Genomic DNA, 25,057 nt, shown 5'->3' on the forward strand with positions numbered 1-25,057 from the left:
TGCGGCGCTAGTGCGAGTGACGGGGTACGGCCGAGCCGCGATGTCCGACCAGGAAGTCGAAGTCGCAGCCTTCATCGGCCTGCAGCACGTGTTCGATATACAGCTGCTGGTAGCCGGTTTTCGGTCCCGGCGCACTGCCGCGTACACGGGCAGCCTGACGCTGAGCCATTTCCTCGTCGGAGATTTCCAGATTCAGCACGCCACCGGCGCAATCGAGTGTGATCCAGTCGCCATCCTTGACGATACCCAGCGGACCGCCCGCCATGGCTTCCGGCGCCACATGCAGCACCACCGTGCCGTAAGCCGTACCGCTCATGCGCGCATCGGAGATACGCACCATATCTTTCACGCCAGCGGCCAGCAGCTTGGGCGGCAGGCCCATATTGCCCACTTCGGCCATGCCCGGATAACCTTTCGGGCCGCAGTTCTTCATCACCAGCACCGAGCTGGCATCGACCTCCAGATCAGGATCGACGATGGCAGCCTTGTAGTGCTCGAAGTCTTCGAACACTACGGCGCGGCCACGGTGCTGCATCAGTTCCGGCGTAGCGGCCGATGGTTTCAGCACGGCGCCGCGCGGCGCCAGATTGCCGCGCAGGATGCAGATGCCGCCATCCTTGAGTAGCGGTTTGTCCAGCGGACGCACCACTTCATCGTCGTAAATCGGCGCGTCATGACAGTTTTCCCACAGCGTCTTGCCGTTCACCGTCAGTGCACCGGGATGCGGCACCAGCTTGCCCTCGCCCATGCGGCGGATCACGGCAGGCAGGCCACCGGCGTAATAGAACTCTTCCATCAGGAAGCGGCCTGAAGGCAGCAGGTCAACGATGGTCGGCGTGCCACGGCCGATGCGGGTCCAGTCTTCCAGTTCCAGATCCACGCCGATACGGCCGGCAATGGCTTTCAGGTGGATCACGGCATTGGTGGAACCGCCGATGGCAGCGTTGACGCGGATGGCGTTTTCGAAGTTCTCGCGCTTGAGGATTTTGGACAGTTTGAGGTCTTCGCGCACCATATCGACGATGCGGATGCCGGACATATGGGCCAGTATGTAGCGGCGCGAATCGACTGCAGGAATGGCAGCATTGTGCGGCAGCGTAGTCCCCAGCGCTTCGGCCATGCAGGCCATGGTGGACGCCGTGCCCATGGTGTTGCAGGTACCGGCCGAGCGCGAGTGGCCCGATTCGGCCGACATGAATTCGTGCATGGAGATTTCGCCAGCCTTGACCTGCTCGTGCAACTGCCACACGGCGGTGCCGGAGCCGATGTTCTTGCCGTTCAGCTTACCGTTCAGCATAGGACCGCCACTCACCACGATGGTGGGAATATCGACCGAGGCTGCACCCATCAGCAACGCTGGCGTCGTCTTGTCGCAGCCTACCAGCAGTACCACGCCGTCCATAGGATTGCCGCGGATCGATTCTTCCACATCCATGCTGGCGAGGTTACGGGTCAGCATGGCGGTCGGGCGCAGATTCGATTCGCCGTTGGAGAATACGGGGAATTCGACGGGGAAACCGCCCGCTTCCAGTATGCCGCGCTTGACGTGTTCGGCCAGTTTGCGGAAATGTGCATTGCAAGGGGTCAGCTCGGACCAGGTATTGCAGATGCCGATGATGGGTTTGCCCTGAAATTCATGATCAGGGATACCCTGATTCTTCATCCAGCTGCGGTACATGAAACCGTTCTTGTCCTGCGTACCAAACCACTCGGCCGAGCGTAACTTCACCTTTTTGTCGTTCTCAGACATGCATATCTCCTAAGTATGTTCCTGTACAGGGACGTGCTTGTCATGTCCCTGCATCGATAAGTCATACTAAGTTGTACAGAGATATCTTTCCAATAAATTATTATTCGACTTTGATACCGAAATCGATATCTCAACTGGACTGCTGGACCGGACAGGCGGCAGGCGCGCTGCCTGCTGCCGCGTCGGTGCTGAAACGGTAGGCCATACGCGTGCGGTACTCGCTGCCGGGACGCAGTATGGTGCTGGCAAATTGCGGCTGATTGGGCGCATCGGGAAAATGCTGCGGCTCCAGGCAGAATCCGCTACGGAAGCGGTACACGCGCCCCTTGCCTTGCAGCGCCTCGGAAAGGAAATTACCGCTGTAGAACTGCACGCCCGGCCCCTGTCCCCACACTTCCAGCACGCGCCCCGATACAGGTTCGCGCACCCGCGCGGCCAGTTCCAGCGTGCCTTGCTGCTGGCGGTTCAAGGCAAAATTGTGGTCATAGCCCGAACCATAGGCTAGCTGCTGGTCCTCGTGGTTGATACGGCTGCCTATCGCCGCCGGCGTACGGAAATCGAATGCGCTACCCTGCACCGCGCGCAGCTCGCCCGTCGGAATCAGGCCCGCATCAACCGGCGTGTAGGCGTCGGCCGGTATGGTCAGCTCGTGCCCGAGGATATCGCCCTGCCCCGCCAGATTGAAATACGCATGGTTGGTCAGGTTGACAGGCGTGGCCTGATCGCTCACGGCATGAAAAGCGATATGCAAAGCGTTATCACTACCCAGTTCATAGTGCACCGTTACATCCAGATTGCCGGGATAGCCCTGCTCGCCGTCCGGACTGCGGTAGCGCAGCGTCAGCGTGGCCGTTTCAGCACTGGCCGAAGGCTCGGCCTGCCACAGCCTGCGATGGAAGCCGTCACGCCCGCCATGCAGGTGATGGCGGCCATTGTTGATGTCGAGCTGGTAGCGTTTGCCATCGAGTTCGAATTGCCCCTGGGCGATGCGGTTGCCGTAACGGCCTATCAGCGCGCCGAAATAATGCGATTCACCCATGTAGGCAGCGGCATCATCGAAGCCCAGACACACATCGCCCAGCTGGCCCTGCCGGTCCGGCACCAGAATAGATGTAATGACACCACCGAGGTTGCTGATACTGACCTGCATGCCGTGGCGGTTGCGCAGGGTATAGAGCGTCGCCGCGCGACCATCGGGCAGTGGCCCAAACGGGGAACTGGAAATGCTTGCTTGCATAAAGTACTTTCTGGATGAGATGTATAGTCGGATAGACGTTGCCAGCCGGCTGGCTTAATCCACGTCTTCCATTAAATCGGTCTGGCGGCGATTCTTCGGCTGCCGGCGCTCCAGCACTGTCGTCGATTGATGGTCTACATGTTCGATCAGGGTCACCGCCGCAGTCAGGGCCTGGCCCATGGCCTTTGCCGCTGCTGACAGTGCCTCGGCCGCCGTTTCCGGTGGTTTTACTGCCAGCTTCCGCTGCGCCATCAGGCGGCTGCGCAACAGGCCGGCATTGATCCACTGGCGCTCGCCCGGCATGCGTAGCCACAGATCGCGCCAGGCATTGCGTCCGTCGCCGGAAATTGCTTGCGTCATGCCGCGCGGCGTGACGGCACGCTGCCCGAACACCAGCTGGTCACCCTCCACCTGCGCAAAATGGTAGCCCTGCAGATACTTCATGCGTAGCTGCGTACCTTCCGGTAGAAATAGCTGTTTCCACTGGTAGCCGTGCAGCGGTTCCTTGCTCTTGCTCTGCTCGCTGATCCAGGCCCTGATGGCCTCGTCCGCGGCTTGTGCTACCGACAAAGTACTGCCACTGGCAATCAGGAAATCGCAAAGCCGCTGCCAGGTGTGGGGTGGCAGCACATTCTCTCTTGGCGCATTCATACTCGTTTACCTGCCTCGTTCTTACTCGTTTTGTCTCGTTCTGTCTCGTTTGACTCGCAGCGCAACCGAAGGTTCAAACGAGGCGAAACGAGACAGAACGAGTACAAACGAGACAATGAAACGAGACAGGATTGTTTTGGGCGTGCCGCGCGCTACCCCACCTATCTAGGCCACCCAAGCATAGGCCAGGGGCTAGGCTATCGAAGGCAGGCCGAATACCGGCATACCCTGCGCATCCCACTTGAGCGGCTTCACATAGGTGTGGCGATCCGGATTCCACAGCGGGTCGCCGATTATCTCCGTGTAGGTGCGGGCGTGGTACACCAGTAGCACGGTCTCGCCATCCTCGCCCACCGTAAAGCTGTTGTGGCCGGGGCCATACACGCCATGCTCGCAGCAGGTCTGCAACACCGGCTGGGCGGACTTGGTCCACGCAGCGGGATCGAGCAGATCTGCATTTTCGTCCGCCCACAGCAGGCCCATGGCATAGTTCTCATCGGTCGCACTGGCCGAATAGCTGATAAAGATCTTGCCATGGCGCTTGAGCACGGACGGCCCCTCGTTGACCCAGAAGCCGCGGATTTCCCAGTCAAACTCGGGCTTGCTCAGCATCACCGGCGCACCGCCGAGCTGCCACGGCGTTTTCATGGGCGCGATATACAGATTGGAATTACCTTCGATGGCCACATCCTTCTGCGCCCAGAGATAATACAGCTGGCCCTTGTGGCTAAAGGTCGTCGCGTCGAGGCAGAAAGTATCGATGCCCGTATCGATCTGCCCCATGAACTCCCACTGCCCTTGCAAGGGATTAGCACTGGTATTACGGATCGCATACATACGGTGCTGGAACAGCTGGTACTTGATTTCGCGGCTAGGGGCCGCGGCAAAATACACATACCACGCGCCATCATTGAAGTGCAGCTCGGGCGCCCACAGCAGTTCGCTGTAAGGCCCGGTTTCCGGCTTATGCCAGACATCGACCTTCTCGGCATCCACCAGCCCGGCCACCGTACTGGCCCGGCGCAGTTCGATGCGGTCATATTGCGGCACCGAAGCGGTAAAGTAGTAATAGCCGTCCGTATGGCGATAGATATGGGGATCGGCGCGCTGTTCGATCAGCGGCTTGAGGACATTCACAGTTTCCATGCTTTGCTAGATAAAATCAGAATTAACAACGGTTTCAATGGGTGGCATAGCCGAGCTGGCGCATTTCTTCCTTCACCTGCCCGTAGTAGCTATCGCTGATGCGGTACTTGAACATCAGCAGCCCCATCATCAGATGGAAGCAGCCCGGTATCACCGTCAGCATCAGCGCGATACCGCTCATGGCCAGCTGCGACTGCGGCTGGTTAGGCACATACTGGAAATAAGTGAGCAGCACGCCGACCATGCCGCCTGCCACCGCCATACCGGCTTTCTGGCACACCGAGATCCCGCCAAAGGCCAGCCCCGACACCCGCTTGCCGCTCTGTACCTGACCGTAATCGATGGTTTCCGCAATCGACGACCAGAACACGGGCGCATGCAGATCCACCACGAACGACAGGGCAAAATACAGCACATAGGCCAGCAGAATATCGCCCGGCTTGACCAGATAGAAAATCGCGATGCTGATCACAAACACCAGCAACTGGGTATTGCGGAACAGCTTGACCTTGCAGTAGCTCTTGGTAATCCAGGTCGATGCCACCATCGACAAAATGGCCGCCACAACACCGAGCGACAGGAAGGTAGATTGCACCGACACATCGCCGCCCAGATAGTACTTGGCGTAATACAGTGCCACCGAACCGCGGATCACATAACCCACCGTACCCGTCACACAGGCGCCGGCCAGCAGCAGCCACTGGTCGTTTTTCATCAGCAGACGGAACTGCGCCAGCAGCGAAGTGCGCTCGACCTTGTGCACTACCCGTTCGCGGGTGCCGAACACGCAGAACAGGAACAGCAGCACGCCCATAGCCGCCATCACGCCCATCGCCGCCTGATAGCCGGTAGCAGCCTTGCCTTCGCCCCAGTATTCGGCCAGCACGGGCACCACGATGGTCACCATGAAAGCGCCTATCTTGGCGAAGAACAACCGGTAGCCATTGGCCGACAGGCGTTCCTGCGGGTCGCTGGTCAGGCCGGAAATCAGGGAAATATAGGGGACGCCCACGCCGGAAGTCATCAGCGTCATCAGCACATAGGTGCTGTACGCCCACACCAGCTTGGCGCTGTAGGCCCAGTCCGGCGTAGTGAACACGAAGAACACGCTGATCCCGTAAGGCAGCGCCAGCAGCAATAGCCATGGCCGGTAGCGTCCCATGGCGGCGGCATAGCGGTCCGTCAGCTGGCCCACCGCCAGATCGGACAGCGCCCCCGCCACCTTCACCAGCACGAACAGCAGGGCCAGATCCTGCGTATGCAGACCGTAAATGTCCGTGTAGAAGAAGGTAATAATCAGCATCATCGACGAGATGACGACATTCAGTGCCATATCACCGGCACCGAAAGCGATTTTTTCCATCAACGATAATTTTTGATTCGACATCAGATACTCCACCAGATAGTCATTCCCGTTCGCGGGTAGACGTTAACACAACAGCACGGGCATGCTCAACCGCCACGCAGAAGGCAAACGGGGCGTTGCGGGTATCAACCGTGCAACGCCCTGTCTGGCTGGCGGGGTCTTCCTGAACGCCGGGGCTTACATCTGCCAGCGCAAGGCTGCCGAGACCGAACGTCCGATCTGGAGCGTACCGAAGTTGGTCAGCTGCGGGGTCCCCGCAGTACCGAAGTGGTAGTACTGCTGCTGCATTTCATTGGTCAGGTTCACGCCACTGATATCGACCGACATCCGGTCGTTGATTTTGTAGGATATTTGCATATCAATACTCTTCTCCGGACTACGCCAGATACCGATCGGATTGGCAAACAGAGCCGCCTCGTTCTGGGCCAGGAAACCGGAGCGCCAGACATAGGACAGGCGCGCGCTGATCGGTCCCTTTTCATAGGCCAGCGTGGCGTTGTACGAACTGTGCGACACGCCGAAGAACGGCGTTTCGAGTTGCGAGACAATCACACCAGCATCATTGGCGTCGGGCACGTTCTGCGACGAGGTCAGTCGGGTATAGCTGCCCTGGAAGCCCAGACCATCGAGCAGGCTAGGCAAGCCTTTAGGGAAGTAGATCAAGCCCAGTTCGCCGCCCTGGATGTTGCCGTTGGAAGCGTTGACCGGCGAATTGATCACATAGTCATAGCCATTCGCATGACTGCCGCCCGAGGTCGAGTTGCGGAACGGATCGTTTGCGGGATCAACGTGTACCTTGTGACGCAAGCTCACGACCAGACCATCGATCTTGCGCTTGAACAGCGTGCCGTAGACCGCACTGTCTTTCTGGAAATACCACTCGCCCGTTAGATCGAGGTTGCTGGAGCGCGTAGGTTTCAGGTCAGGATTGCCGCCAGAACCCGAGCCATAACCCACTTTCGACACGTCGTCGCCAAGTTGCAGGACAGGATTCAGATCACCGAAATTAGGGCGGCGCAGCGTCTGACCATAGTTGGCGCGCACCACGACATCCTTGCTTGGGTCGTAAATCAGAGTCATGCTAGGCAAGAACTTGCTGGTCGACTTGCTGGCACTCGAAGGCGTCACGGCCTTGCTGGTCGCATCGACCTTATAGAAGGTCATGTCGGTATCGACCTTCACGTAGCGCATGCCGAAATTGCCGCGCAGGCGATGGCCAAACAGTTCGTTCTCGGTATTCCCCATCACGAACAGGTTGTTGGTTTTTTCGTCGATATCGAAGGTCTTCTGCGAGCTCAACTTGTCGGTCGTCAGGAAGTTCGGGTCGACCGAGTTATACAGCTTGCGCCAGTCGTCGATATGGTCGCGGATGTAATAGGCATTGGGCTCGATCCATGAGCGTGGTACATCCGAGATGGCCGTGCCAAAGCCCGAGTTGGTGGAGGAATATGCCGCCCCCAGCGTGGCCAGATTGCGCCCCAGGAAGGACGATTGGGTCCGGTTAGCTTCCGACGCCTTGCGGTCGTCGAAACGCAGGCCGAAGTGCACCGTTTTCAGCGCACCCCAGTCGGCATCATAGACGCCGCCCAGGCTAGCCGTCGCTGCGCTGCCCTTGTTGCGGTTGGCGTTATCGTAGAATTGTGCAACATTCCATTTGCTAGGGTCGGTCAGATCGGCATTATTATTGAAACGGAATGCCGTGTTGTTGCTACCGTTGTTAAAATCGACGGCAATCGACGGCGCCACGCGGTCGATCCGGGTAGCAGTGAATTCCGAGTGATAAGTACTGGTCTGGTAGGACACATCGCCTTCCAGCTTCAGCCTGTCGCTAATATCCCACTTGCCGTTCAGGGCATACACGTAGGAATCGGTTGCCGACGTGGTGTAATCGCCGCTGTTGAAGCCATACACGTTGTTGACATTACGGCTCTTGATAATATTCGTGCCCGGGTAGGTCGTGATCGAGCTCGCAGGGTTGCTGCCGAGATCGCCCCACCAGTCAACAAAGCTGAACAGCAGCTGGTTGAACGTCTTGTCACGATAACCGTTGTACATCGACTCGAAGGTGTAGACCGCATCGCTGTTCGGCTTCCACTGCAAGGCGACATTGGCGGCAGGACGCTCGCGTTCGCCTTTAAGGTCGCTCTGGAACACGGCATCGCGCGCCAGATAGTAAGGATAAGCCTTGCCGTTGAAGTTGAGCGTAGATCCCGCTGCCGTCGGCAAACCGGTGTGGGTACCTGGCGTCCAGATGCTGTTGTCGAAGATGCGCTGCAGAGGCGTGTAACCTGCAGGAACTTCAGCGGCATTCGGGCTGGTAAATGGCACCATCGCACCCGGCGTTACGCTTTCATTGCGGTATTTCGTTTTAGCTCCCGACAGATTGACCAGAGCACCGACCTCGCCGATGCCAGTTTCCCAGCGGTTGCTGAGCATGGCGCTAAGCTGTGGATTGGCTTCTTTGGCGGGATCAAGATAGGTTTCGCGTGCCGCCAGCGAAATTTTCTGCCCTTTGAAATCGAATGGCCGCAGCGACTTGACGTCCACCTGACCGGCAATGCCGGTTTCCAGCTGACTGGCGTCGCGTGTCTTGTAGACGTCAATCTGGCGAACCAGAGTCGACGGGATATCCTGCAGCGCGACTTGCTGGCCGGAAGCCGTGAATATCGTGCGACCGTTCCACGTTGTCTGGATATCGGGCAGACCACGGATGGACAGAGCGCCGACTTCGCCGCCGGCGCGGTTGGTGACCTGGATGCCCGTCACGCGCTGCAGCGCTTCGACGACATTGTTGTCGGGCAGCTTGCCGATATCTTCAGCAACGATAGATTCCACCACCTGGTCATTGGTACGCTTGATTGCCAGGCTCTTGATCAGCGATGCCTTGACGCCTGTGACGAGCACAGACGGGGCATCAGCCGGCTCAGCTTTTTCGGCGACCGTTTGCGCCCATACCGAAGCGCTGCTCAGCAGGCCGGCGGCGGCCAACACGGCCACGCCGGTTTTCAGGACAAGGCGGTGCTGATTATGGGATATGGAAGTCCCGACGATAAAGTCGTTCATACGTCTCCTGTGTTATCTGTTTTATAGTGATTTGCGGCTAACTCGGAATTCATCTTATTGGTTGAGCAAAAAACAAACCAATCAATTTTTTCCGGTTTTTGATATCGAAAAAGATATCAACGCAGGAGCTCCATCGCATAAAAAAGCCCGCACAAGGCGGGCTGGCACGGGCCACGGCAGGCCGGAACTGGCCGCTGCAAGCGGCCCCTGCCGGGGCTACTGGAAGGCTACTTCCGTGAAACTGCGCAGTTTGCGGCTATGCAGCTTGTCTACCCCTAGCGCACGCAGCAGATCGAGCGCGCGCATGCCGATGCGCAGGTGCTGGTCCACACGGTCGCGGTAGAACTGGTTGGCCATGCCCGGCAACTTGATCTCGCCATGCATAGGCTTGTCGCTCACACACAACAGCGTGCCGTAGGGCACACGGAAACGGAAGCCATTGGCGGCGATGGTGGCGCTTTCCATATCGAGCGCAATGGCGCGGCTCTGGCTGAAGCGGCGCTCCGGCGTACGCTGCGGCAGCAGCTCCCAGTTGCGGTTATCGGTGCTGGCCACGGTGCCGGTGCGCATCACCCGCTTCAGGTCATGGCCGGTCAGCTGGGTCACTTCGGCCACCGCCGCTTCGATCGCCACCTGCACTTCGGCCAGCGGCGGGATAGGCACCCACAGCGGCAAGTCTTCATCCAGCACATGGTCTTCCCGCACATAGCCGTGCGCCAGCACGTAGTCGCCCAGTTCCTGGGTGGTGCGCAGGCCGGCGCAATGACCGAGCATCAGCCAGGCGTGCGGGCGCAGCACGGCAATATGGTCGGTAATGGTCTTGGCATTGGCCGGTCCCACGCCGATATTCACCATCGAAATGCCGGTACCGTCGGCACGTATCAGGTGGTAGCCCGGCATCTGCGGCAACCGTGGCGGCGCAGCGCCCAGCGCGTCGGCCGCCTGTACCGCCTGCCCCACCCGGCGCGTCACCAGATTGCCCGGTTCGACGAAAGCGATGTAGTCATCGCTGCCGCTGGCTGCACTGAGCGGAGACGCCATCAGTTCATGCCCGAGCTTGACGAATTCGTCGATGTAGAACTGGTAATTGGTGAACAGCACAAACTTCTGGAAATGCTCGCACGAGGTGCCCGTGTAATGGCGCAGCCGCTGCAGCGAATAATCCACCCGCGGCGCCGTGAACAGCGACAGCGGCTGCGCTTCGCCGGCGCGCGGCTCGTGGGTGCCGTTGGCGATGCCGTCATCCATGGCCGCCAGATCGGGCAGATCGAACACATCGCGCATCAGCAGCCGGCGCTCGGCCGTCAGGCTGCCTTCGAGGTGCTCGTGCTCGGCAAACGAGAAGTGGATGGGGATAGGCTGCGAACTGGTGCCCACTTCGAGCTTGAGGCGGTGTTTGCCGTGATTTTTCAGCAGCAGATGAAATTGCTGCTGGTAGTAGCGCGCAAACAGGTCGGGCCGCGTCAGCGTGGTTTCGTAGGTGCCGGGACCGGCCACAAAACCGAATGCCAGCGTGGAATCGGCACGCGCCACGGTATCCGTATGCACCCGCACGAAGGGATAACAGGCCCGCACATGCTCGCCGACGTCCTCGCCGGCGACAAAACGCCGCATGGTATCGCGCAGATGGGCGATATTCGCATCATAAATGGCCACCACCTGCGCGTAAGCAGCCTGCGGGTCCTCGAACTGCATGGGGGCGATGAAGGGACTACTTAACATCGGACGACCGGTAACCATAGCACTCCTTGAAAACGCGCCTTGCGGCGTAAAACTTCCGTTATTGCCATTGTACGGGCTGGCCGCCGAGTTTGCATGTCGCCGTGCTGGCACTGCGGCCCGCCTGCGGCCAAGCGCCGCCGCGCCGCCATAATGGGCCGGACCGGGCCACGAGGCCGCGGCGCGACTAGAGCAACTGGCGGCAGTACCGTACAATGGCGCCATCAACGCAAAATAAAGTATCAGCATGAATCAGCCAGTTTCGCCGCACCACCCGCCCGCGCACCCCGACATCCTGTTCGGACCTGCCCAGAGCGAGCTGCTGCGCGAGGAAATACTGGCCGATCTGCTGCAGGCCAGCGCCGCGCGCCAGCCCGACCATCCGGCCCTGATCAGCGCAGAGCGCAGCCTGAGCTACGCCGAACTCGATGCCCGCGCCGCGCTGGTCGCGGCCCGCCTGATACGCGATGGCGTGCAGGCCGGCCAGATCGTGGGCCTGTGGCTGCCGCGCGGGATAGAGCTGCTGGTGCTGCAGGCCGGTATCGCCAAGGCCGGCGCGGCCTGGCTGCCGGTAGATGAAGACACGCCGGTAGAACGCCTGCAAGTCTGCCTCGACGACGCCAGCGGCGCGGGCGTGCTGACCTGCGCCGCCTTTGCGCCCCGGCTGGCGCAGCTGGGCCGTCCCGTCTGGACCGCCGAAGACCTGCTGGGCAGCGCGGCGAGCGCCGATGCCGCAGCGGCGGCCGCACTGGTGCGCGCCCGCCGCGCCGAAACCAGTCCCGACATGCCGGCCTACGTCATCTACACCTCGGGCTCCACCGGCAAGCCGAAAGGCATCCTGATCAACCAGCGCAGCATCTGCCACTTCCTGCGCAGCGAAAACGCCGTGCTGGGCGTGCATAGCGGCGACAAAGTCTATCAGGGCTTCTCGGTGGCCTTCGACATGTCGTTCGAAGAAATCTGGATCGCCTATCTGGTCGGCGCCACGCTCTGGCTGGGCCCCAAGGAGATCAGCGGCGATCCGGAAACCCTGCCGCGCATGCTGGCCGAGCAGCAGGTCACCGTGCTGCATGCCGTGCCTACCCTGCTAGCCCTGTTCAATCAGGACGTGCCCAGTCTGCGCCTGATTAATCTGGGCGGCGAAATGTGTCCGGAAGCGCTAGTCGAGCGCTGGTCGCGTCCGGGCCGGCAGATGTTCAATACTTACGGCCCCACCGAAGCCACCGTCTCGGCCAGTCTGGCCCGTTTGCAGCCGGGCCAGCCCGTCACCATCGGCACGCCGCTGCCCAACTACGGCCTGCTGGTGATCGACGCCGAAGCGGCCGCCAGCGAACCGCCCCAGCTCAAGCTGCTGGCGCGCGGCGCCACCGGTGAACTCTGCATCACCGGCCCCGGCCTCGCGGCCGGCTATCTGGGCCGGCCCGACCTGACGGCGGAAAAATTCCTCGCCAATCCATGGGGCTGCGGCCTGCACGATGGCCGTCTGTACCGCACCGGCGATCTGGCCCGCATCGGCGCCGACGGCGAAGTCCTGTGTCTGGGCCGTGCCGACGATCAGGTCAAGATCCGCGGCTTCCGCGTCGAACTCGGTGAAATCGAAGCCGTGCTGGCCCAGCAGGCCGGTGTCGGCACGGTGGCCGTGCTGCTGCGTAAAGACGACGGCATCGACCAGCTGGTGGCCTATCTGGTCACGGAAGCCGGCGCCACGGTGGCGCCGCGCAGCCTGCGCGCCGCACTGGCGAGCGCCCTGCCGCCCTATATGGTGCCGGGCCGCTACCAGTTCCTCGACGCCATGCCGCGCCTGACCTCCGGCAAAATCGACCGCAAAGCCCTGAAAGCCATGCCGCTGCAAGCAGACAGCGCAGGTGCAGCGGGCGAGGCCAGCGCCGAGCCCGACTCCGATCTGGCCGCAACCCCGGCCGAACAGGCGCTGTTTGCCGCGCTGGCGACACTATTCCCCGGTCAGCCCATCTTGCGCCAGGCCGATTTCTTCAGCGATCTGGGCGGCCATTCCTTCTTTGCCGCGCGGCTGGCCTCGGCCCTGCGCACCGATGCCCGCTTTGCCCACATCACCGTGCGCGACATCTACCAGCAGCGCCAGATCGGCAAGATCGCACAGGTACTGGCCGCAGCACCGGCCGGCGCGGCAGCGCAGGAAGAAGCGCCGTGGACGCCCCCGTCCGCCCTGAAACGCTGGACCTGCGGACTGGCGCAGGCCGCCGCCATGCCGGCGCTGGTAGCCCTGCGCATGGCGCAATGGCTGGCGCCGTTCTTCACCTACCACTTCTTCACCGGCGACCCGGGCGACTCGGTGGCGCGCGCCATCGCTGCCTCTGTCGCCGTGTTCCTGCTCGCCACGCTGGCCGAATTCGCCATCGCCATTGCCGGCAAGTGGCTGATCGCAGGCCGCCTGCAGGCCGGTTCCTATCCGCTGTGGGGCTGGACTTACTATCGCTGGTGGCTGGCCGACCGGCTGGTGGAAGCCGCCCCCGCCTACCTGCTCAGCGGTTCCTCGCTCAGCAGCTGGTGGCTGCGCGCGCTGGGCGCCAGGGTCGGCAAAGAAGTCATCATCGGCTCGATGACGCTGCGCGCCCCCGATCTGCTGGAGATCGGCGACAACGTCAGCGTCGGCAACGCCGTCAATTTCGAAAATGCCCGGGTCCAGCGCGGCCGCCTGCTGCTGGGCCCCATCACGCTGGAGCAGGATGCCTGCGTCAGTTCCTTCGCCGTCCTCGAAGGCAATACGCGGGTCGCCGCGCTGGGCCATCTGGAAGGCCAGTCCGCGCTGGCCGACGGCCAGACCGTGGGTGCCGGCCGCATCTGGTCCGGCTCGCCCGCGCGCGACATCGGCGCCTTCGATGCCACCGTACTGCCGCCTCGGCCCGTCGCCAGCGCCCTGCGCCGCGCGGGCGAAGCGCTGTTCTTCCTGTTCGGCATACTGCTGATCGTGACGCTGTTCTTCATGCCGGTGTTCCCCAGCTTCGTGCTGATAGACTGGTTCGACGACGCCGGCTGGCTGCCATGGATACAGGGCGAAGACCTGCGCATCCAGCTGCTGCGCTACTTCCTGCTGGCCTTCCCCGCCAGTGCCGTGCTGATTATCCTCACCGCCCTGCTCTCGGCCGGCATCCGCTGGAGCGTGCTGCCGCGCTTGCGTCCGGGCCAGTTCGCCATCCACAGCCGCACCTACTGCGCCAAGTGGCTGGTGAGCCAGATCCAGGAATCCAGCCTCAACGTGCTGCACGGGATATACGCCACCGTGTTCGCGCCCAACTGGTACCGCCTGCTGGGCGCCAAAGTCGGCAAGGACGCAGAGATTTCCACCGCGCTGGGCGTGGTGCCGGACATGCTGACGCTGGGCGATGAGACCTTCATCGCCGATGCCGTCATGCTGGGCGATGAAGAAATCGACGGCGGCTGGATGACCATGAAACCCACCGTCATCTCGCACCGCAGCTTCGTCGGCAATGGCGCCTACATCCCCGACGGCACGGTACTGCCCGAGCATGTGCTGATCGGCGTGCATTCGCGTGCGCCCGACAACGAGCGCATGCAGAGCGGCGATACGTGGCTGGGTTCGCCCCCGCTCAACCTGCCGGCCCGCGAGCAGACCAGCGGCTATCCGGAACGCCTGACCTTCCACCCCTCGCCGCTGCGCCGGCTGGGGCGCGGCCTGATCGAAGCCTTCCGCATCGTCGCGCCGCATGCACTGGTGATCGCAGTCGGCTACACGCTGGTGCTGGCAGTGATGCCTGCTGCCGGTGCGGGCCGCTGGGCCGAAGTGACGTGGGATCTGACGCTGGCCGGCCTGATCTACGGCATCGGCAATTATGTGTTCGTGGTGCTGCTCAAATGGCTGCTGATCGGGCGCTATCGCAAACAGTCGGAACCCATGTGGACACCGTTTGTCTGGCTGTCCGAAGGCGTGACCAATCTGTACGAAGGCATCGCCGTGCCCAACTTCATGCGCTATCTGCGCGGCACGCCTTGGCTGCCGCTGGCCTTCAATCTGATGGGCTGCCGCATCGGCAAAGGCGTGTATCTCGATACCACCGACATCACGGAATTCGATTGCGTCCACATCGGCGACTACAGCGAACTCAATGCCCTGACCTGCCCGCAGACCCACCTGTTCGAAGACCGCGTGATGAAAATCGACCATGTGCAGATCGGCAGCAAAGTGTATATGGGCCCGCGCAGCGCCGTGCTGTATAGCGCCGTGGTGGGCGACCATGCCCGTCTCGGCCCACTCACGCTGGTGATGAAAGGCGAGCAGATTCCGCCGCGCAGCTACTGGGCCGGCTGCCCGGCAGCGCCAGCCAGATAAGGCCGCCCCGCCGTGGATGCACCCGCCCCTGCACCCGACACCGCGCTGGCGGTGCAGCCGTGGCCCGGCCCCTTACAGTTTTCCTCAGAAGGCATGCTCGTACTGGGCCTGCAACTGCAGTCCAGCGCAAAGGGCGAGGCACGCGCACAGGCCAGACTGGCAGTACGGCATGCACTGACGCAGGCCATGGCCACATTACTGCACCACCCGCCGGCCAGTATCCATATCGATAACCGGCGCGGCCACGCCCCGCAGATCAGCATCGCGGGCAGCCATGGGCCAGCACCGCAATGCTCGTTCGCATACGCTGATCGCTATGCACTGGCCGCGCTCAAGCTGCACGGCGCCATCGGCGTGGATCTGATGCCAGTCATCGATATTCCCGACTGGCAGGCGGTGGCACGCGATTATCTGGGGCCGCAGGTCTGCGCCCGTCTGCAGGCGCTGCCCGCCAGCCAGCGTGCAGCCGCATTGGCGCAGGAGTGGTGCCGGCTAGAGGCGCAACTGAAATGCCGCGGCGTGGCGCTAGCGGAATGGCGTGAAGAATGCCGTGCTGACGCCCGCCATGCCCCGCTGATCCTGCCGCAGGCCGCCATGGCCGGCCATGTGGCATGGCGCTAGAAAGTCGCGCAGGCGGATATTCAGAATTTAAACGCGGCCAGCGCAATGCGGGCGGCTTCGGCAATCACCTCGCTACGTGCCTTGTCGTCCTTGCCCTGCTGGGTGTAGTACACGGCCAGCACGATGGGGGCTTTTCCCGGCGGCCAGATGATGCCGATATCATTCGTGCTGCCGTAATCGCCGGTACCGGTTTTATCGCCTACCAGCCAGCCGCTAGGCACGCCGGCACGGATACGGGTATCACCGGTGGTATTCCCCAGCAGCCAGTCCTTGAGCTGCTTGCGCGCCAGCGGCGCCAGCGCATCGCCCAGCACCAGCCGGTTGAGCGACTCCGCCATCGCTGCAGGCGTGGTGGTGTCGCGCAGATCACCGGGCAAGGCCGTATTGAGCTGGGTTTCCATGCGGTCCAGCCGGAAGGCCTGATCGCCGATGGAACGGGCGAACGCCGTCACTGCCGCCACGCCGCCCAGCTGCTGGATCAGCAGATTGGCCGCCGTGTTATCGCTATATTGTAAGGTCGCTGCACACAACGCCGCCACCGTCATGCCCTTGCCTGCATATTTGCCGGAGATAGGCGAATAGCTCACCAGATCGCTGCTGCTGTAGCGGATGCGCTGTTTCAGCAAGGCCGGGCCTCGCGCCAGGATGGCGCCTGCCAGCATCAGCTTGAAGGTACTGCAGAACGGGAAGCGTTCGTCGGCGCGATGCTGCGCATGCTGGCCGTCGGCAGTATTGAGTGCAAACACGCCCAGCCGCCCGCCCGCATCGCTCTCCAGCCGCGTCAGCAGCGCGTCGGCCGGCGACGGCACCCCGGCAGCAGGGTTTTCCAGCACTTCGGCGGCACGTGCAAATGGCGCAGCGGCCAGCGCCAGCAACAGTGAACGACGGAGCGAACGGCGGGCTATCAGATGAGGCATAAATAAAACAGTATCAATTAATAAACATAAACAATCATACATTGAGATTCTTAAGACTGGCTAAGCCAGACTATCTATCGCCGCCAGACTGCCCATACATTGACAGTCAGCCATGGAAGCGCTAAGTTCCGCATCGCGCTCTAGCGCCGCACCCCGCCCATATTGAGGAAGCCATGAACCCTATGCCAACTAGCCTGTCCCGCCGCGAACTGCTGCTATCCGCCCTTTCCGCTACCGCGCTGGGCTCCCTGCCCACGCTGGCACACGCGCAGGCAGGCCCGGCGGATGCCACGCTGGCCGGACTGCTGGCAGGCTTTGCCGACGAAATTCTGAATCTGACGCCCACCACTGCGACCTCGCTAGGTCTCGACAAAGACCAGCGCGCCGGACTCAAAGCCCAGCTGGAAGATGCTTCGCCAGCCGGCGACGCAGCATGGGCGGCGCAGGTCAACAGCATGCTGCAGCGGCTGAATACACTCGATCGCAACGCGCTGGGCGCCGACGCGCAAGTGCGCTACGATACGGTGCGCTATGCTGCCAGCGAAGGCGCAGCCGGTATCCGCTTCAGCTTCGGCGGCGCCGCCAGCGGTTTCTTCGGCGGCACCGCGCCGTATCCCGTCAGCCAGCAGGACGGCGCCATCGTGCGCATCCCCGAATTCCTCGATAGCCAGCACCAGATCGCCAACGCTGCCGATGCCGAAGCCTATCTGGAGCGCGTGGCCGCGCTGGCGCGCGTACTCGATCAGGAAACCGCCCGCATCAGGGAACAGGCCAGCCACGGCATCATGCCGCCCAACTACATCGCCCGTATCGCGCTGGGCCAGTTGCAGGAATACCGCAAAACCAGCGCAGCAAAACAGAAGCTGGTCACCTCGCTGGCGGAACGCACGGCCAAACTGGGCCTGAGCGGCAACTGGCAGCAGCGCGCGCAGAAGCTGGTGGAAAGCGCCGTCTATCCGGCACTGGACCGCCAGATCGCAGCCTTCCGCACAGCCACCGCCCACGCACCGGCCACGCCCGGCGTGCACCGCCTGCCGGACGGCGCAGCCTACTACGAGTGGGCGCTCAAACTGGGCACCTCGACCAACCAGAGCGCACGCGAAATCCACGCCATCGGCCTGCAGCAGATACGCGAAATTCAGGCCCGCATCGACGGCATCCTGAAGTCGCAGGGCATCACCCAGGGCAGTGTCGGTGCGCGCCTGCAGGCACTGTCCAAAGATCCGGCCCGCTTCTATGCCGACAACGACAGTGGCCGCGCCGAACTGATCGCCTACTGCAACGAGCGGGTCGAAGCCTTCCGTGCCCTGATGCCGAAAATTTCCCATCTGGGCCTGAAAGTGCCGCTGCAGATCAAGCGCGTACCTGCCGACATCGAGGCCGGTGCCGCACTCGGTTATATGAACCCCGCCGCGCTCGATGGTTCGCGTCCGGCCATTTACTACATCAATCTGAAAACCACCAAGCTGTGGGCCAAACATGAACTGTCCTCGCTGACGGCACACGAAGGCCTGCCCGGCCACGCCTTCCAGCTGGGCTATATGGCCGAACGTCAGAGCGAACTGCCGCTGATTACCTCGCTGATCGGCTTCAATGCCTTCGTCGAAGGCTGGGCCCTGTATTCGGAACAGCTGGTGGACGAATTCGGCCTGTACCAGAACGACCCGTTCGGCCAGATCGGCTATCTGCAGGGCCAGCTATTCCGCGCCGTGCGGCTGGTCGTCGATACCGGCATGCACGCCTTGCAATGGACGCGCCAGCAGGCCATCCGCTTTGCCGTCGAAAACACGGGCCGTGGCGTGCAGGCCATGACCAGCGAAATGGACCGCTACGCCGTTTCGCCGGGTCAGGCTTGCGGCTACAAGATGGGCCACAACGAAATCCTGCGCCAGCGCGAGCGCGCCAGGACAGCACTGGGCAGCAAATTCGATCTGGCCGCCTTCAACGACGCGCTGGTGAGCAGCTGCGGCGTGCCGCTTACCGTGCTGCCGACCGTGGTGGACCGCTACATCGCCCGCGCCTGATGGAGCAGAATGCAGCTGATCTGGCGCGCCTGCCGCCGCGCGTGCTGGAGGCAGAAGCCCGCGCGCCGGAACTGGCCGCCGAGCGCCAGCAGGCGCGCGCCCAGCGCGATGCCGCCGTGCGTGGCGTCACGTCGGTGGCGGCCATGCGCAGCGCTATCCAGCAGGCGACCAGCGCCCTGCCGCTGATCGCCAGCGTGCCACGCTACCGCAGCATGGATGCGGCGCAGTTCCGCGCGCTGGCCACGCAAGGCCAGCCTTTCATGCTGACGGAGCTGGTAGGCCGCTGGCCGCTGAGCCAGATGGATATCGACGTACTGCGCCAGCAATACAGCCAGATGCCGGTGCGCGCCCGCGTCGGCGACTACATCAACACCGCCTTTGCCCCCGACCGTGCCATGCTGGACATGACCATGGGCGCCTATCTGGACCTGATCGCGGCCGGCGCCTACGCCCTGCCGCCCTATCTGGGCAATCTGGAACTGCGCGAGCTGAACCGGCTATGCCACTGGCCCACCTATTTCGACAAAATGGGCCCGCCCCGTTTCTGGATAGGCCCGGCCGGCACCATCACGCCCCTGCACGCCGATTACGACGACAACATCTTCGCCCAGATCTGGGGCCGCAAGCGCATCATGCTGGCGCCGCCCCACCACGAGCCCTATCTGTACGTCAAGCCTGCCAACGAAATCCTGATCGGTTCTCCCGTCGATGCCGAAGCGCCCGACTACCAGCGCTACCCGCTGGCGCAGCAGGCCAGCCTGATCGAGTGCATCGTCGAGGCGGGCCAGCTGCTCTACATCCCTGCCGGCTGGTACCATCAGGTGCACGCACTCGACTTCTCGCTGTCGGCCAACCGCTGGGCGCGCGCCCTGCCGCTGGTGCTCAGCCACAACGATCTCGGCGTACGCGCCTAGTGCGGCACAGACAGCGCTGGTGCGGCCGCAGAAATTGCTGTAAGCTGCCGGTTTTGCAAGCTGGCCAAAAGCCAAGGCCGTATCGGGAGAGCCTGTAGCGAACCCGCATCCTACAGCGCCGAAGGAGCAACCGCCCCGGAAACTCTCAGGCAAAAGGACCGATACCGCATTTCAAACTCTGAAGAGCAACCGGGCTAGCCGTCGCCCGCTGCACCGAAGGAGCAAGCGACGTCGCTACCCGTGGCCGTCGTGAATCTCTCAGGTCCCGAACAGAGGGGGTGTCGATCCGCATGTCGCGCGTCGACCACACCCTTTGACGTGTCTGGAGTCCCGCATGAAACACATCGCCATCATCGGCGCCGGCATCACCGGCGTCACCACTGCCTACGCCCTCGCCAAACAGGGATTCCGCGTCACCGTACTGGAACGCCACCGCTACGCCGCCATGGAAACCTCCTACGCCAATGGCGGCCAGCTCTCGGCCTCCAATGCCGAAGTGTGGAACCACACCAGCACCATCCTCAAAGGCTTGAAATGGATGCTGAAAAACGATGCCCCGCTGCTGGTCAACCCCAAGCCCAGCTGGCACAAGCTGTCGTGGTTCGGCGAATTCATCGCCGCCATTCCCCGCTACGAAGCCAACACCATCGCCACCGCCCGCCTGGCCGTGGCGGCGCGCCAGCACCTGTTCAGCTGGGCCGAACAGGAAGGCATAGACTTCGACCTGAAACGTCAGGGCATCCTGCACATCTACCGCGACAAGGCCGGTTTCGACCATGCCGGCGCCGTCAGCCGCCTGCTGGCGCAGGGCGGCCTGCCGCGCCGCGCGGTCACGCCGGACGAAATGCGCGCCATCGAACCCACGCTGGCCGGCCAATACTACGGCGGCTACTACACCGAGAGCGATAGCAGCGGCGACATCCACAAATTCACCACGGGGCTGGCGCAGGCGGCGGAAAAGCTGGGCGTACAGCTGCGCTACGGGCAGCAGATCAGCGCCGTGCAGGCCGACGCAGCGGGGGCCGACATCACGCTGGCGCAGGATGGCCGCAGTGTCACCGAACGCTATGACGCCATCGTGGTGTGCGCCGGCGTGGCCAGCCGCGCTATCGCCGCCATGGTCGGCGACCGCGTCAACGTCTACCCCGTCAAAGGCTATTCCATCACCGTGCACCTCAACGACGCTGCCAGCCGCGCCGGCGCGCCCACTGTCAGTCTGCTCGACGACGCCACCAAACTGGTTGCCAGCCGCTTTGGCGCCGACCGCTTCCGCGTGGCCGGCACGGCCGAATTCAACGGCTACAACCGCGATATCCGTGCCGACCGCATCGCCCCGCTGGTGGCCTGGGTGCAGCAATGCTTCCCGTCCGTCAGCACGCGCAGCATCACGCCGTGGGCCGGCCTGCGCCCCATGATGCCGGATCTGATGCCGCGCGTGGGACAGGGCAAACTGCCCAGCGTGTTCTACAACACGGGCCACGGCCATCTGGGCTGGACCCTGTCTGCGGCCACCGCCGACATGATCGCCGAAATGATGGCCACGGCGCTCGGTTCACCAAACGTTACAATTGCCACTACACAAGCCTTGAAATTGGCATAAACTAGCCCCATTTTCAGCCTGTCCCACACTGGAGATCTGACATGATGGCAAAATCTTTCGCACGTATGACTCTGCTGGCCGGCGCTCTGGCGCTGGCTGTGCCGGCGTTTGCGGCTGAACCGACCATACACGAGGTCTATCTGGCCGCCGAAGCCGGCAAATACACTGAAGCACAGGCCATGATGGACCAGGTGCTCAAGGCCCACCCGAATAGCGCCACGGCGCATTTCGTGGAAGCCGAACTGCTGGCCAAACAGGGTAAATTCGCCCAGGCACAGGCCGAACTGGCCACGGCCGAGCGCATAGCCCCCGGTTTGCCCAAAGTCGATCCCAAGGCTCTGAGCAAGCTGCGCACCCTGCTGGCCGAAGGCCAGAAACCGGCGACCAGCTACAGCCAGCAGGCGCCGCGTAACAACGCTGCCAACAGCGGCTACAGCAACAGCAATTACGGCGCACCGAAAAGCAGCGGCATCCCCTGGGGTACCGTGCTGATACTGGGCGCCGGTTTGCTGGGCTTTATCTGGCTGGCTACCCGCTTCATGAACAAGCGCAATGAAGCAGCGCAGGGCTACCAGCCCGCTCCGCAATACAGCCCCGGCGCAGCTGCACCGGGCTATGCCCCGGGCGCCGCCTATCCGCAGCAGGGCTATCCGCAGCCCGGCTATGGCCAGCCGCAGCAGGGCCCTACCATGGGTTCGCGCATCATGGGTGGTCTGGCCACGGGGGCTGCAGTGGGCGCAGGTATCGTTGCCGGTGAAGCGCTGGCGCGCCAGTTCACCGGCGGCAGCCATGATGCCGGCCAGAGTAGCCAGCCACGCAACGACATCGTCTACGATGACCCATCGCGCGACGAACTGCTGCGCCGCGACGATATGGGCGGCAACGACTTCGGCACCAGCGGCGGCTGGGACGATGGCGGCAGCGGCGGCGGCGATAGCGGCGGCGGCGACTGGGATTAAGTTCAGCATGAAAAGAGCGGCACTGCCGCTCTTTTTTTTTCGCGCCTACGGCAGATTGCGCCGCGCAGTGCTAGAATCCTGCCCATGCAGACCTTGACACTCACTACAGGCACCCGGCAGAAGACGCGCATGCAGCGCGTGCTGATGCTGTTCGTGTTGGTGTTCCTGTCGCTGCAGCTGATAGGGGCTGGTTCGCACCAGCACGCCTATACGGAGCAACACAACGATTGCGCTGCCTGCGTGATCGGCCACCTGCCGTCGGATGTTCCGCCGCCGGCACTGGCGCCCTTGCCCGTGTCGCTGCTGATCAGCCTATCCCTGCCCGCACCGCAGCGCTTCGTGCGCGCTCTGCGCACCGACTTCTTTACCCCGCCCGCCCACGCGCCGCCCGGCGCTGCTGTTCTTTCCTAAGCTCTTACTAAGCCCGTACTAAGCCTGTATCTGCCGCGACGCCGTGCTCGCGCGCTGTGCCTACGCACCGCAGCGGCATTGATCTGGCCTGTTTGGACACTCCTACGCATTTACACGGATGCGCGCCGTGCCTGCGCGCGCCACCACAACTCGGGAATGAATATGCAACATCAGCCACAACTCCGTACTCTGCCACTGCTGCTGGCAGCCGCTTTTCAACTGCACACCGCCCACGCCGACGAAGCGCCGGTGCAGCAGGTCGAAGTCACTGCCACCGCACTGAAAAACGCCCGCGTCGACCTGTCGCCCAATGTGGGCACCACCGTCTATTCGATCGACCGCCACATGATAGAACAGCTGGCGCAAGGCGATAACACGCCATTCAACGAAGTGCTGCTGCGCCTGCCCGGCGTAAGCCAGGATTCCAAAGGCTCGGGCGCGCTGCATGTGCGCGACGACCACGCCAACGTGCAGTACCGCATCAACGGCGTGCAACTACCGGAGAGCATTACCGGCTTCGGCCAGTCCATCGACACCCGCCTGATACAGCAGACCGATTTCATCACCGGCGCCCTGCCCGCCCAGTACGGCCTGCGCACGGCCGGCATCGTCGACATCCAGACGCGCGAAGGCAATCTCAAAGGCGGCGGCCGCGTCGGCGTACTGCTGGGCAGTCACGATTACGTGGAACCGTCGGCAGAACTGTTCGGCACGCAGGGCGCCGTCAACTACTACCTGTCCGGCAGCTATCTGTCGAATGCCCAGGGCATAGAAAATCCGCTGCCCTCGCGCAGCGCCCTGCACGACCGCACGCGCCAGTCGAAATCCTTCGGCACGCTGTCATGGTTCCTCGACGAACAAACCCGTCTCGGTCTGATGTTCGGCACCTACCACGGCCGCTTCCAGATTCCCAATAACCCGGGCCAGACGCCCGCCTTCAGCCTGAGCGGGGTGAGCGATGCGGCCAGCGCCAGCAGCACGCTGGCATCGGCCCAGCTGGACGAACGCCAGCGCGAACAGAACCGCTTCGTCGTGCTGTCGCTGCAAAAAAGTCTGGGCGCACTCAATTACCAGCTCTCGGCCTACCAGCAGAACTCGGAACTGCACTACCTGCCCGACCCTGTGGGCGATCTGGTGTACAACGGCGTCGCGTCTGACACCCTGCGCGGCAATCGCAGCAACGGTCTGCAATTCGATGCCAGCTACCAGCTGAACCAGCAGCATACCCTGCGCGCCGGTCTGGCCTACACCCGCCAGCACAGCCGCAGCGAGAATGGCGTCAGCGTCTTCGACACCGACGACAGCGGCGCCCAGAGCAGCACCACGCCGCGCCTGATCCGCGACGACAGCAGCATGCTAGGCCGCACCGGCAGCCTGTACCTGCAGGACGAATGGCATATCAGCGCGCCGCTGACGCTGAACTACGGCCTGCGCTACGATCACGTGGACGCCTACATCCGCGAACAGCAATGGAGCCCGCGCCTGAATCTGGCCTATCAGCTCGACAAGGACACCGCCCTGCACGCCGGCTACTCGCGCTACTTCACCCCGCCGCCGCAGGAGCTGGCTTCGCAGGCCAGCATCGACCTGTATGCGGCAACCAGCAACGCGCCCGCCATCGCCCATTCCGATCCCGTCAAGGCTGAGCGCACCCGCTACTACGACGTGGGCCTGCGTCATCAGGCCAGCCCCTATCTGACCCTGACGGCCGATGCCTACTACAAGAAAATCGCCAATATGCTCGACGAGGGCCAGTTCGGCCAGGCGCTGATCCTCACCCCGTTCAACTACCAGTACGGCTATGCCAAAGGGGTGGAACTCTCGGCCATCTACGACCGCAGCCACTGGGGCGGCTTCCTCAACCTGACGGCGCAGCAGGCCAAGGGACGCAATCTGGTCAGCGGCCAGTCGCTGTTCGCCCCCGACGAACTGGCGTACATCGCCAGCCACGCCATCTACGTCGATCACGACCAGACCTACACCGTCTCCGGCGGCGCCCACTACCACTGGGGCGATACCCGGGTGGGCGGCGATTTCCTCTACGGCAGCGGCCTGCGCATGACACCGGAAGGCGGCGCACCGAACTCGGGCACGCTGCCGCACTACACGACGGTGAACCTCTCGCTCAGCCACGAATGGAAGCTGGCATCAGCACGCAAGCTGGAAGCCCGGCTGGCCCTGATCAATGCTTTCGATCAGGTCTACCTGCTGCGCGACGGTTCCGGCGTGGGCGTAGGCGCCCCCCAGTACGGCGCGCGCCGCAGCCTGTATGGCGGCATCTCGCTGAGTTTCTAGGCGCTGCTGGCCTCATTCGATATCAAATCGACTACAATGACTGCTCATTTATCTGAG

Annotated in this window: 16 protein-coding genes and 1 riboswitch; of the genes, 8 read left to right on the forward strand and 8 right to left on the reverse strand. The window is 62.7% G+C overall.

The window, feature by feature from the left end:
* Positions 1–7: 7 nt before the first annotated feature.
* From GTP27_RS08390 to GTP27_RS08420, 7 genes are all read right to left on the reverse strand, one after another.
* Positions 8–1,750, reverse strand: coding sequence for an IlvD/Edd family dehydratase (locus GTP27_RS08390; RefSeq protein ID WP_161038712.1), 1,743 nt, complete (start codon positions 1,748–1,750; stop codon positions 8–10).
* Between the two features lie 130 nt (positions 1,751–1,880).
* A complete protein-coding gene (locus tag GTP27_RS08395; RefSeq protein WP_161038713.1) occupies positions 1,881–2,987 on the reverse strand; it encodes an aldose epimerase family protein in 1,107 nt (368 codons plus the stop codon).
* A 54-nt stretch (positions 2,988–3,041) separates the two neighbouring features.
* The gene (locus GTP27_RS08400) at positions 3,042–3,638 is read right to left on the reverse strand and encodes a hypothetical protein (RefSeq protein WP_161038714.1); all 597 of its coding nucleotides are present in this window, start codon (positions 3,636–3,638) and stop codon (positions 3,042–3,044) included.
* 192 nt (positions 3,639–3,830) lie between these two features.
* The gene (locus GTP27_RS08405) at positions 3,831–4,784 is read right to left on the reverse strand and encodes a glycoside hydrolase family 43 protein (RefSeq protein WP_161038715.1); all 954 of its coding nucleotides are present in this window, start codon (positions 4,782–4,784) and stop codon (positions 3,831–3,833) included.
* 34 nt (positions 4,785–4,818) lie between these two features.
* On the reverse strand, positions 4,819–6,171 hold the full coding sequence (locus tag GTP27_RS08410; protein WP_161038716.1) for an MFS transporter: 1,353 nt from the start codon (positions 6,169–6,171) through the stop codon (positions 4,819–4,821).
* Positions 6,172–6,327: 156 nt separating this feature from the next.
* The gene (locus tag GTP27_RS08415; RefSeq protein WP_161038717.1) at positions 6,328–9,213 is read right to left on the reverse strand and encodes a TonB-dependent receptor; all 2,886 of its coding nucleotides are present in this window, start codon (positions 9,211–9,213) and stop codon (positions 6,328–6,330) included.
* A gap of 216 nt (positions 9,214–9,429) precedes the next feature.
* Positions 9,430–10,935 carry an AMP nucleosidase gene (locus tag GTP27_RS08420; RefSeq protein ID WP_161038807.1) on the reverse strand — a complete coding sequence of 502 codons (1,506 nt, stop codon included), beginning with the start codon at positions 10,933–10,935 and terminating at the stop codon, positions 9,430–9,432.
* A 244-nt stretch (positions 10,936–11,179) separates the two neighbouring features.
* Between GTP27_RS08420 and GTP27_RS08425 the strand changes: the two genes are divergently transcribed.
* Both GTP27_RS08425 and GTP27_RS24025 read left to right on the forward strand, forming a co-directional pair.
* Positions 11,180–15,259, forward strand: a complete 4,080-nt coding sequence (locus GTP27_RS08425; protein WP_161038718.1) for a Pls/PosA family non-ribosomal peptide synthetase — start codon at positions 11,180–11,182, stop codon at positions 15,257–15,259.
* 12 nt (positions 15,260–15,271) lie between these two features.
* A complete protein-coding gene (locus GTP27_RS24025) occupies positions 15,272–15,880 on the forward strand; it encodes a 4'-phosphopantetheinyl transferase family protein (protein WP_161038719.1) in 609 nt (202 codons plus the stop codon).
* 20 nt (positions 15,881–15,900) lie between these two features.
* On the opposite strand, the gene bla is transcribed toward GTP27_RS24025, so the two are convergent.
* Positions 15,901–16,785, reverse strand: a complete 885-nt coding sequence (gene bla, locus GTP27_RS08435) for a class A beta-lactamase (protein WP_371865903.1) — start codon at positions 16,783–16,785, stop codon at positions 15,901–15,903.
* A 185-nt stretch (positions 16,786–16,970) separates the two neighbouring features.
* Here bla and GTP27_RS08440 point away from each other — a divergent pair, with 185 nt between their 5' ends.
* From GTP27_RS08440 to GTP27_RS08465, 6 genes are all read left to right on the forward strand, one after another.
* The gene (locus tag GTP27_RS08440) at positions 16,971–18,821 is read left to right on the forward strand and encodes a DUF885 domain-containing protein (RefSeq protein ID WP_161038721.1); all 1,851 of its coding nucleotides are present in this window, start codon (positions 16,971–16,973) and stop codon (positions 18,819–18,821) included.
* Complete coding sequence (locus GTP27_RS08445; RefSeq protein WP_161038722.1) at positions 18,821–19,735, forward strand: cupin-like domain-containing protein; 915 nt, start codon at positions 18,821–18,823, stop codon at positions 19,733–19,735. Before GTP27_RS08440 ends, GTP27_RS08445 begins: the two co-directional genes overlap by 1 nt.
* 73 nt (positions 19,736–19,808) lie before the next feature.
* Positions 19,809–19,906: riboswitch (glycine riboswitch) on the forward strand.
* Positions 19,907–20,069: 163 nt separating this feature from the next.
* Positions 20,070–21,335, forward strand: coding sequence for a D-amino acid dehydrogenase (locus GTP27_RS08450; RefSeq protein ID WP_161038723.1), 1,266 nt, complete (start codon positions 20,070–20,072; stop codon positions 21,333–21,335).
* A 41-nt stretch (positions 21,336–21,376) separates the two neighbouring features.
* The gene (locus GTP27_RS08455; protein WP_202416621.1) at positions 21,377–22,294 is read left to right on the forward strand and encodes a tetratricopeptide repeat protein; all 918 of its coding nucleotides are present in this window, start codon (positions 21,377–21,379) and stop codon (positions 22,292–22,294) included.
* An 84-nt stretch (positions 22,295–22,378) separates the two neighbouring features.
* Positions 22,379–22,705, forward strand: coding sequence for a hypothetical protein (locus tag GTP27_RS08460; RefSeq protein WP_229633544.1), 327 nt, complete (start codon positions 22,379–22,381; stop codon positions 22,703–22,705).
* Positions 22,706–22,867: 162 nt separating this feature from the next.
* Entirely contained in the window at positions 22,868–25,000 is a 2,133-nt protein-coding gene (locus tag GTP27_RS08465) for a TonB-dependent receptor (RefSeq protein WP_161038724.1), read from the forward strand.
* Positions 25,001–25,057 lie beyond the last annotated feature (57 nt).

The sequence above is a fragment of the Duganella qianjiadongensis genome (genome assembly GCF_009857915.1).
Classification (GTDB): domain Bacteria; phylum Pseudomonadota; class Gammaproteobacteria; order Burkholderiales; family Burkholderiaceae_D; genus Rugamonas; species Rugamonas qianjiadongensis.

Excerpts from the sequence above, each read along its gene's own strand:
- GTP27_RS08420 (WP_161038807.1), bottom strand. The coding sequence starts at position 10,935 with ATGTTAAGTAGTCCCTTCATCGCCCCCATGCAGTTCGAGGACCCGCAG.
- GTP27_RS08465 (WP_161038724.1), top strand. The coding sequence starts at position 22,868 with ATGCAACATCAGCCACAACTCCGTACTCTGCCACTGCTGCTGGCAGCC.
- GTP27_RS08410 (WP_161038716.1), bottom strand. The coding sequence starts at position 6,171 with ATGTCGAATCAAAAATTATCGTTGATGGAAAAAATCGCTTTCGGTGCC.
- GTP27_RS08390 (WP_161038712.1), bottom strand. The coding sequence starts at position 1,750 with ATGTCTGAGAACGACAAAAAGGTGAAGTTACGCTCGGCCGAGTGGTTT.
- GTP27_RS08450 (WP_161038723.1), top strand. The coding sequence starts at position 20,070 with ATGAAACACATCGCCATCATCGGCGCCGGCATCACCGGCGTCACCACT.
- GTP27_RS08445 (WP_161038722.1), top strand. The coding sequence starts at position 18,821 with ATGGAGCAGAATGCAGCTGATCTGGCGCGCCTGCCGCCGCGCGTGCTG.
- GTP27_RS08415 (WP_161038717.1), bottom strand. The coding sequence starts at position 9,213 with ATGAACGACTTTATCGTCGGGACTTCCATATCCCATAATCAGCACCGC.
- GTP27_RS08400 (WP_161038714.1), bottom strand. The coding sequence starts at position 3,638 with ATGAATGCGCCAAGAGAGAATGTGCTGCCACCCCACACCTGGCAGCGG.
- GTP27_RS08455 (WP_202416621.1), top strand. The coding sequence starts at position 21,377 with ATGATGGCAAAATCTTTCGCACGTATGACTCTGCTGGCCGGCGCTCTG.
- GTP27_RS08460 (WP_229633544.1), top strand. The coding sequence starts at position 22,379 with ATGCAGACCTTGACACTCACTACAGGCACCCGGCAGAAGACGCGCATG.
- GTP27_RS08395 (WP_161038713.1), bottom strand. The coding sequence starts at position 2,987 with ATGCAAGCAAGCATTTCCAGTTCCCCGTTTGGGCCACTGCCCGATGGT.
- GTP27_RS08405 (WP_161038715.1), bottom strand. The coding sequence starts at position 4,784 with ATGGAAACTGTGAATGTCCTCAAGCCGCTGATCGAACAGCGCGCCGAT.
- GTP27_RS08440 (WP_161038721.1), top strand. The coding sequence starts at position 16,971 with ATGAACCCTATGCCAACTAGCCTGTCCCGCCGCGAACTGCTGCTATCC.
- GTP27_RS08425 (WP_161038718.1), top strand. The coding sequence starts at position 11,180 with ATGAATCAGCCAGTTTCGCCGCACCACCCGCCCGCGCACCCCGACATC.